General features: G+C 58.5%; 10 protein-coding genes. 5 read left to right on the top strand and 5 right to left on the bottom strand.

Annotated features, from left to right (window positions below; translation table 11 throughout):
• Window positions 1–265: 265 nt before the first annotated feature.
• From folE2 to VEZ52_RS00440, 3 genes are read right to left on the bottom strand one after another with little or no spacing between them, the layout of a single operon-like run.
• Window positions 266–1,045: a GTP cyclohydrolase FolE2 gene (gene folE2 / locus VEZ52_RS00450; RefSeq protein WP_022657494.1), complete on the bottom strand. Its 780-nt coding sequence runs from the start codon at window positions 1,043–1,045 to the stop codon at window positions 266–268.
• On the bottom strand, window positions 1,045–1,461 hold the full coding sequence (nikR, locus tag VEZ52_RS00445) for a nickel-responsive transcriptional regulator NikR (RefSeq protein ID WP_022657495.1): 417 nt from the start codon (window positions 1,459–1,461) through the stop codon (window positions 1,045–1,047). Before nikR ends, folE2 begins: the two co-directional genes overlap by 1 nt.
• A 57-nt stretch (window positions 1,462–1,518) precedes the next feature.
• Window positions 1,519–2,229: a class I SAM-dependent methyltransferase gene (locus VEZ52_RS00440; protein ID WP_324835054.1), complete on the bottom strand. Its 711-nt coding sequence runs from the start codon at window positions 2,227–2,229 to the stop codon at window positions 1,519–1,521.
• Between the two features lie 247 nt (window positions 2,230–2,476).
• Between VEZ52_RS00440 and ilvA the strand changes: the two genes are divergently transcribed.
• Window positions 2,477–4,012 (top strand): threonine ammonia-lyase, biosynthetic, encoded by a 1,536-nt coding sequence (gene ilvA / locus VEZ52_RS00435; RefSeq protein ID WP_227119262.1) that lies wholly within the window; start codon window positions 2,477–2,479, stop codon window positions 4,010–4,012.
• A 112-nt stretch (window positions 4,013–4,124) separates the two neighbouring features.
• Here ilvA and VEZ52_RS00430 read toward each other — a convergent pair whose 3' ends face one another.
• Entirely contained in the window at window positions 4,125–4,625 is a 501-nt protein-coding gene (locus tag VEZ52_RS00430; RefSeq protein WP_324835053.1) for a protoporphyrinogen oxidase, read from the bottom strand.
• Between the two features lie 78 nt (window positions 4,626–4,703).
• On the bottom strand, window positions 4,704–5,645 hold the full coding sequence (locus VEZ52_RS00425) for a spidroin-2 (RefSeq protein ID WP_324835052.1): 942 nt from the start codon (window positions 5,643–5,645) through the stop codon (window positions 4,704–4,706).
• Between the two features lie 136 nt (window positions 5,646–5,781).
• Here VEZ52_RS00425 and VEZ52_RS00420 point away from each other — a divergent pair, with 136 nt between their 5' ends.
• The 4 genes from VEZ52_RS00420 to VEZ52_RS00405 form a co-directional block, all read left to right on the top strand.
• Complete coding sequence (locus tag VEZ52_RS00420; protein ID WP_324835051.1) at window positions 5,782–6,366, top strand: manganese efflux pump MntP family protein; 585 nt, start codon at window positions 5,782–5,784, stop codon at window positions 6,364–6,366.
• A 44-nt stretch (window positions 6,367–6,410) separates the two neighbouring features.
• Window positions 6,411–6,821, top strand: coding sequence for an OsmC family protein (locus tag VEZ52_RS00415; protein ID WP_324835050.1), 411 nt, complete (start codon window positions 6,411–6,413; stop codon window positions 6,819–6,821).
• Between the two features lie 54 nt (window positions 6,822–6,875).
• On the top strand, window positions 6,876–8,054 hold the full coding sequence (locus tag VEZ52_RS00410) for a glycosyltransferase family A protein (protein ID WP_324835049.1): 1,179 nt from the start codon (window positions 6,876–6,878) through the stop codon (window positions 8,052–8,054).
• A 119-nt stretch (window positions 8,055–8,173) separates the two neighbouring features.
• A partial coding sequence (locus VEZ52_RS00405; protein WP_414649494.1) for an NTP transferase domain-containing protein occupies window positions 8,174–8,313 on the top strand: 140 nt, incomplete at its 3' end.

Raw genomic sequence — 8,313 nt, 5'->3', positions numbered from 1 at the left:
CTACATTATGCGCTGTAACAGCCGTGCCCCACGAAAAGGCATTCAAGGCTGATGCGCCGATCTGTAGGCTACTGCTACTCATCATTCACACCTTACGGCTTAACTAGCACAAGTATTACCCGAATACAAAAACTTTTTTTTGGCCCGGTTGGCGGGTGTTGGCGGTTTTTTGCAATCAAGGGTCGGGGCAGATTTTCAGAGTAGTATCGCATACTCAGAAAATACTGCTGCTAGGCGTCTGTGTCATCACAGCCAGAGCGGCATGTCAGCGAACTGAGAGATCGCGTTCAATGCGGGCAAAGGCATTGTGGTTGTGGATGGATTCCATGCTCTCCACCTCAACGCTGAACCACTCCACCTGCCCGTGGGCCGTGAGCTTTTGCGCCACGTTGCGCACCACATCCTCCACAAAGGTGGGGCGGGCAAAGGCGCTCTCTGTGACGAATTTTTCATCCTCGCGCTTGAGCAGGGTGTAGACGGCGGACGAGCCGGATTCTTCGGCAATATCAATGAAATCTTCAAGCCATGAAAAAGCCCGCATGCGCAAACGCATGCGCACCATGGCCCGCTGGCTGTGCGCGCCCTCTCGACTGATGGCCTTGGAGCAGGGGCAGACAGTCATGACCGGAACATCTGTTTCAAGAACAAACGACTGCCCCTTGTCGTCCAGCTCGCCGGTGAGGCGGCATTCGTAAGCTACCGTGGCCGGGCTGCCCGAGGCAGGGGCCTTTTTGACAATAAAATAGGGAAAGCAGAACCGGGCATAGGCCCGCCGCGCGCCAAGCCGTTCCTTGATATTGACCAGCAGCCGCCGCACGGACTGATAGCTGATCTCGTCGTTCCATTGCTCCAGAGCCTCAACAAAGCGGCTCATGTGGGTACCCTTAAAGGATGAAGGCAAGTCCACCCCAAGGTCTACGGTAGCCACGGTCTGTTGCGTTCCCTGGCAGCGGTCGCGCACCAGCAGGGGCAGCTTCAGCTCGCGAACGCCCACGCGGTCAATATTCAGGGCAACCTGCGGGGCGTGGCTCTGTACGTCTTCCATTATGCCAGATCCTGTCCTGTAGTAGTAGCGGTAAAAGTGCCGTGCTTGACGCCGCGGCAGGAGATCAGTTTGTCGGCAAGGGCGCGCAAACGCTTGGGTTCGCCCTTGAGCACCAGCACCTCAAGGCAGTTGTAGTGATCCAGATGCACGTGGAGCGTGGTGACAATAAGATCGTGGTCATCGTGCTGGATAGTCATGAGCCGACGGGCCAGATCGTTTTTGTGGTGGTCATACACCAGGGTGAGCGTACCCGCGCCGGAAGCGTCGTTGCTCCAGCGTTCTTCCACCAGAGCCTTGCGGATAAGGTCGCGTATGGCTTCTGAACGGTTGGGATAGCTTTTGCGTTTGCACAGCTGGTCAAAAGGTTCCAGCAGATCTTCATCCAAAGAAACGCCGAAGCGCGCCAGGTTTCCCATGGTATTTCCCGTATGGCCCGTGAGGGCTGATTGCTGTGGTTGAAGAACGCCCCGAACTCAGGCCCGGCGGCTGATTTCCCAAACGTGTACGGTAACGGGCACGGGCTGGGCGTAAAGGGGATCCACTGTTTCGTGATACACCCGTCTGCCTTGCCAGCCGCCGTTTTGCAGCGCGTGCAGAAAAGCATCGTACACTGTGCGGCCCGGCTCCGCCACCCATGCCGCGCCACCAGGGGCAAGGGCATGGTCAAGAAAGCGCAGCACCGGCGCCACAAAACGCTTTTCATACATGATATCGCCGCCCCAGATGCGGTGCATGCTCTGCGCCCGCACGGCGGGCCGCCGCCAGTCCATGACTGTCCACAGCGGTTGCGGCACTTCGTTGATATCGGCATTGCGGGCCGCAAAGTGCAGGGCGGCTTCCTCATAGTCCATGGCAGTCATCTTTGCGCCAAGCCATTGGCCCACCATGGCGGTGAGGCCCAGACCGCAGCCTATATCCAGGCAGGCCTGCCCGGCAATGCATTGCCGTTGCTGCGCAAGCCAGCCCGCCAGGGCAACGCTTGAAGGCCAGAGTTCCGTCCAGTAGGGCAGGCGCTCATCGTCAAAATCATCGGGCGAGGCCGTCATGGCGTCCCAAAGCTGCTCAAGGTCGGCGGCCCGGGTGAGCTGCCACAGGCGGCCTGCTGCGCGCACTGAAATGTGCGGCGTGTATTCGGTCAGGCCATGCGTTTCAGACTGGGAAAATTCGGAAGTCAGTTCGGTCATTCGGCAAGCATAGCGCAATGGCCTGTAGCTGTACAGATATGCAACAGTGGGGCAAGCTTGGGCCGATGTGCCCCGTGGCGGGGGAAAAACGCGTCAAAAACAGAATGTAAGCCCGTAGAAGCAGCGCGAATTTTAAAAAGTAAGCACTTGAGAAGCATTTCTTGCGGGTATATAAAGATTGGCCTTACAAAAATGCGTTTTTCGACCGCAAGGGCGGCCATGCGCGAAGCCCCGCAAGGACATTTTCATGGACAAGCACAGCGAATACCTGAACCGTATCCTTTTGAGCCGCGTGTACGACGTGGCGGTAGAAACCCCCCTGGACGAGGCGGTCAGTCTTTCGCGCCGTACCGGCAATAATATTTTGCTCAAGCGCGAAGACCTCCAGCCTGTTTTTTCCTTCAAGATTAGAGGCGCTTATAACAAGATGGCGCACCTTACCAAGGAAGAACTGCGCAGGGGCATTATTACCGCCTCGGCTGGCAATCACGCTCAGGGCGTTGCCCTTGGCGCGCGCAAGCTGGGGTGCGAAGCTACCATCGTCATGCCCGTGACCACGCCCGCCATCAAGGTCGAGGCTGTGAAGCGGCTGGGTGGTCAGGTGGTGCTTTCCGGTGAATCTTTCAGCGATGCCTGGCAGCATACGCTTGATCTCATTCAGGAAACCGGCTGCGTGTACATCCCCCCCTTTGACGACCCGGATGTCATCGCAGGGCAGGGCACCATTGCCATGGAAATTCTGCGCCAGCACCCCGGCGATATTCATGCCGTGTTTGTCCCCATTGGGGGGGGCGGCATGGCGGCGGGCGTTGCCGCCTATATCAAGAACCTGCGGCCTGAGATCCGCGTCATCGGCGTGGAGCCTGTGGATTCCGACGCCATGCGGCGTTCCGTCATGGCCGGGCAGCGGGTGGAACTGCACGATGTGGGCCTGTTTGCCGACGGCGTGGCCGTCAAGCTGGTGGGTGAAGAAACCTTTGTTCTGTGCCGCGACCTGCTTGACGACATCATCACCGTTGAAACGGACGCCATCTGCGGTGCCATCAAGGATATTTTTGAAGACACCCGCGTTGTGGCCGAGCCTGCGGGCGCGCTCGCTCTGGCTGGTCTGCGGGCCTATGCCAAGGCGGGTGATCTGCATGATGCCACCCTGGTAGCCATTGTGAGCGGCGCGAACATGAATTTTGACCGCCTGAGCCACGTGGTTGACCGTGCGGAAATAGGTGCGCAACGTGAAGCGTTGCTGGCAGTGACCATCCCCGAAACCGTGGGCAGCTTCCGGCAGTTGTGCGCCTCTTTTGGCAGCCGCAACATCACGGAACTCTGCACCCGGTATTCAGACCCGGTTAAGGCCAGGGTGCTGGTGGGCATCAAGATCAACGGGCGCGATGATGTGGCCCAGGTGCTGAAAGAACTGCGCGGCAAGGGCTTTGAGGCCATTGACCTCACGGATAACGAACTGGCCAAGGTGCATGTGCGGCATCTGGTGGGCGGCAACGCACCACAGATTCTGCACGAGCGTTTGCTGCGCTTCACCTTCCCCGAACGCCCCGGCGCGTTGCTGGACTTTATGGACGCCATGCGCGTGGATTTCAGCATTTCGCTGTTCCAGTACCGCTATCACGGCGCGGATTTTGGCCGCGTGCTTGTGGGATTTGAAGCGCCCGATGAAAAAAAGGAAGCTTTTGAGGATTTTCTCAAACGCGTTGAAGCCATGGGCTATCCCCATGTGGAAGAATCCAACAACGATGCCTACAAGATGTTTCTGGGCTGGCACGAATAAGCCCGCCTGAAGCGGAATAAATGTAAAACACCGGCTGCCCTGCGAAGGACAGCCGGTGTTTTACATTACGGCCTGTTGAGCAAAAGCCGCGTCAACTATGTGCAGAGTCTGTTTACTGGCCGAGCAGCTTGCGCGTTTCGGGGGTGAGGCCCTTGAGGCTGGCAAAAACAGCTTCGGCTCCACGCTGGTCAGGATCCTGAACAATGACAATAATGACCTTGTCTGCCGTGGCGTTGACCTTGGTCACGCCGGGGGCGGGAAAGGCCTGACTGCGCAGTTCGCCGTTAAACGTCCAGAACGGCCCCTGCGGGCGGGGCTGGGAAGCGTTGGCCTGAAGGGGGGCCAGCTTGTTGGCAATGGAGGCGCTGTCGTCATTCTGCGTATTGGGCAGAACAAAAATGCTGATGAGCGCGGCGTAGTCGTCTTTCTTTTCGTTGGAAAGGCCCAGAATCAGCATGCATTCATCGGGATTGCCCGATTTGAAGCCCATTTTTTCCTCGCCGTCCCAGCCCTGGGGCAGGTCGGCACTGAAAAGCGTAAACGAGCGCGGTTCAGCCTGGGCTGTCACCGTCAGGCAGAGCATGAGAAGGGACAAAAAAAACAAAGTCCGCATGAGGAACCTCCGGGTTGCGGAAAAATCGAATCCGTATGTGCAGTTGGGTATACGCGCTGCCCGTGGGCGGGGCAAGCATCAGCGCCCGAGCGCCAAAAGGAACGGAAAACTTGCGCCCAGCACAAGCAGCAGAAGCCCAAGAACGTTGAGCCAGTAAAATTTGCGGGGGGCGCGCAAAACAAACAGGCCCACCCAGCAGGCAATGGCGAGGGTCATGGGCACAAGGCCCACGGCCTGCTCCGCCAGACCTTGCGGCAAGGGGCCCTGACGCAGGGAAAAGCCGATCACAAGCCCCCAGCGGTCAATGCAGCGGGGGATAAAGCCCACCATGGCCCACAGGGCGCACCAGCGGGCAGCGCGCTGCTCGTCCGCCAGCGTGAATCGGGCTCCGCTGTGGCGGGCCACCAGGGAAAGAAGGATCAGCGCAACACTGCCCGCTGGGGCCAATGCGGTAAAGTAGTCGTGCAGGGTTTTGGGAAGCACGGCCATGGCCACATCCCCCATGCTCAGCCCTTGCGGCAGGCCGGAAAAGGGCCAGTTGGGCAAAACCTGCGCGGCAAAAAAGCAGAGGGCCGCCAGCAGTGCAAGGCCAACACGCAGGCCGATCTGCCCCGGCTGCCAGTAATCCTGCGCAGCTTGCGGCACGGGGGCCGCGCGGTCAGCCGCAAGATACAGCAGCAGGCAGATTATGCCAGCCAGCCATGCGGCAACCGCCGTTGTGTAGGGCAGCATGGCGGGCATCCATAACGACACGCCTTCAAACATATGTTCCGTGCTGCGCACGCTTGCCAGCAGGGCAAGAACACTGCCTGCGGCCAGCAGCGGGCCAAGAACAGCCAGCCCCGCAGCGCAGCGGGCGAGGGTGCGCGCGCCATAGGCGCTGAACCTGGCCTGGCCTCGTCTGCCCGTGGCCAGGGTGAGAGCAATAATAACGGGCATGGCCGAAGCGGCGCTTGCGCCCAGGGTCAGAACAGCGGCAATCCATTGCCAGCAGAAAAGCCAAGAAGGAATAGTTTGCATACCCAGCCTTGTATCCCGAGGCCGTGTCAGCCGCAAGCGAAAGACCTCTCTTGCTCCTGAGCGGCCCTTGCCCTATAGTTCACGCCACTCTGCAATCAATTTGGGCGGTCATTGCGCACCGCAGCATGGGGTTTTTATGTCGTTTTTTGCTGTTCTGCTCCTGGCCGTTGCCCTTTCCATGGACGCGTTTGCCGTTGCCCTGGCTTCGGGCTGCGCCCTGCGCGCGCCGCAGGCGCGTCATTACTTCCGTCTTTCTGCGGCATTCGGTTTTTTTCAGTTCGCCATGCCGGTGGTGGGGTGGTATCTGGGTATTACCGTGCGTTCTTATATGGAAGCGTGGGATCACTGGATCGCCTTTGCCCTGCTGGGCTGGATAGGCGGCAAGATGGCGCTTTCGGGGCTTTCGGCCCTACGGGCGAGTTCCTCCTGTCCGCGTCCTTCGGTGGATCCCACTGCGGGGCGTAACCTGCTGGTGCTGAGCGTTGCCACAAGCATTGACGCCCTGGCCGTGGGCCTTTCTTTTGCCATTCTGGGAACTTCTGTCTGGAGTCCGGCCCTGATGATCGGTCTGGTCTGCGCGGTCATTACCGCTGTGGGCGTGTATCTGGGCAAGGCGCTGGCCAACCTCTGCGCGGTCAACGGATGGGCAGAGCTGCTGGGCGGGCTGACCCTGCTGGCTATTGCCTGCAACACGCTGCGCGAGCATAATGTTTTTGGTTAATCACCCGTAACTGCCGTTTGACCGGCAAAACCGCAGGAGTTGCCATGGCTACCGTCAGCGCAAAATATCTTGGGGATCTGCGCGTGGAGTGCGTCCACAACCAGAGCGGCACAAAAATCATCACGGACGCCCCCTCGGACAATCAGGGCCTGGGTGCGGCTTTTTCGCCCACCGACCTGTGCGCCACAGCCCTTGGGGCCTGCGCCATGACCATTATCGGCATTTATGCAAAGACGCATGGCGTGGACGTGACCGGCACAGAGATGGAGATCAACAAAACCATGAGCGCCGACCCGCGCCGCATCGGCAAGATCGAAGTGACCTTCAAAATGCCCGACCGTGAATATTCCGCCAAGGAAAAGGCGGTAATCGAGCGCTGCACCCAAAGCTGCCCTGTGCACCACACCCTGCACCCCGATGTGGAGCAGGTGTTTACCTTTATTTGGAAGAGCTGAGGCAAGTCTTTTTTTGATGCGCCCCGCGCGGGGCTGTCGATATAACCGCAGTGTATGGGCGGGCAGAGGCTTGTCCTCTGCCCGATCTGTATTTTTCAGTTCGGAATAGGAGTGAATATGGCCTCCCCTCCACTTATTTCCGTAATTATCCCTAGCTATAATCACGCAAAATTTCTTCCGTATTCCATTGCCAGCATCGCGCAGCAGCACTGTATGGAGATGGAAGTCGAGGTGATTGTGGTTGATGATGGCTCAACGGATAATACCGCCGAAGTTGTCGCCGATCTAAAAACCAGGGTCCATTATATCCATCAGAAAAATATGGGATTATCAGAAGCTCGGAATACCGGTTTGCGCGCGGCGCGCGGCGAGTTCATAGCATTCCTGGATGCCGATGATCTTTTTGCGGAAGGAGTGCTGGCCAGCCATCTGCGAGTTTTTGAAGCTCAACCATGTCTGGATATCAGTATTTGCCGCTGCATGAATTTGGAAGAAGAGGCAAATGACAGACTGCTGACCCTCTGGTCGCTGGTGAACAGCCACTGGGATGTACACGCCTGCTATGCCAACCTTGCCCCTGTGCACAGCTATTTGATAAGAGCATCATTTGCCCGGCGTGTCGGGTTCTTTGATCAAAACCTAAAATCCTGCGAAGATCAGGATTACTGGTTGCGCGGCTACGGCCTGGGGGCCAAAGTGGGTATAAATGCAAATGGGCTGGTGCTTTACCGCAAGCACGGCGGCGGTATGACGGAAAACCGATCCCGCATGTATCACCATGACTCACTTATGCACGAAAAGGTTGACCGCATGCTGGCCGAGCTGCCGGAGTTTCCCTTGCAGGCCAAGTGCGCAGGTTGGCTGGCCCATGCCGCCGGCTGCCTTGTTTCTGCCGGGTATCTCTGCGAGCTTGATCCTGAGCGCTCACTGGTCATGCAGGATTTTTTTACCAAGGCAGTGCTCGCGGCTGCGCCGCTGTTCAGTCACAGTGTGCCGCGCAATGATACGGGCAATCTGCGCTATATTCAGGATTATTACGGGGGGCGGTGTTTGCGCCTGGCCAAATGGTCTGGCCTGCAGCTGACGCCCGCAGCCGCAAAGGCAGTGATGGTGCTCAACCGTATGTTTCCCCGTATGGCCGATCTTTCGTCAGATGCGCTGAATGCGCGCCTGCAGAGCACCTATGCCAGGTTTTGCGTGATCGGTCTGCCCCCGCAGGTGAGCACGGGGTAAAAATCCGAACAGCGCCGTACAACGCAGACTAGCTCTGCGGTCTTGCTGTTTGGCCCGCAAGAGGCTATTGGTCTGCCTGCACAGATTCCCGCCACATGTGGCGAATGAAGGAGATATCCATGCCGAAGAACGCGGCTTTGATTCTTGCAGCGGGCAAGGGAACCCGCATGCACTCGGACAGGCCCAAGGTGCTGCAAACGCTGCTGGGCGAGCCAATGCTTGCCTGCGTCATTGAGGCTCTGCGCCCTGTTTTTGCGGA

The organism is Desulfovibrio sp. (genome assembly GCF_035644575.1).
GTDB lineage: Bacteria > Desulfobacterota > Desulfovibrionia > Desulfovibrionales > Desulfovibrionaceae > Desulfovibrio.
Note: the sequence above shows the minus strand (reverse complement) of the source record. Positions and strands in the feature narration are given on the sequence as shown.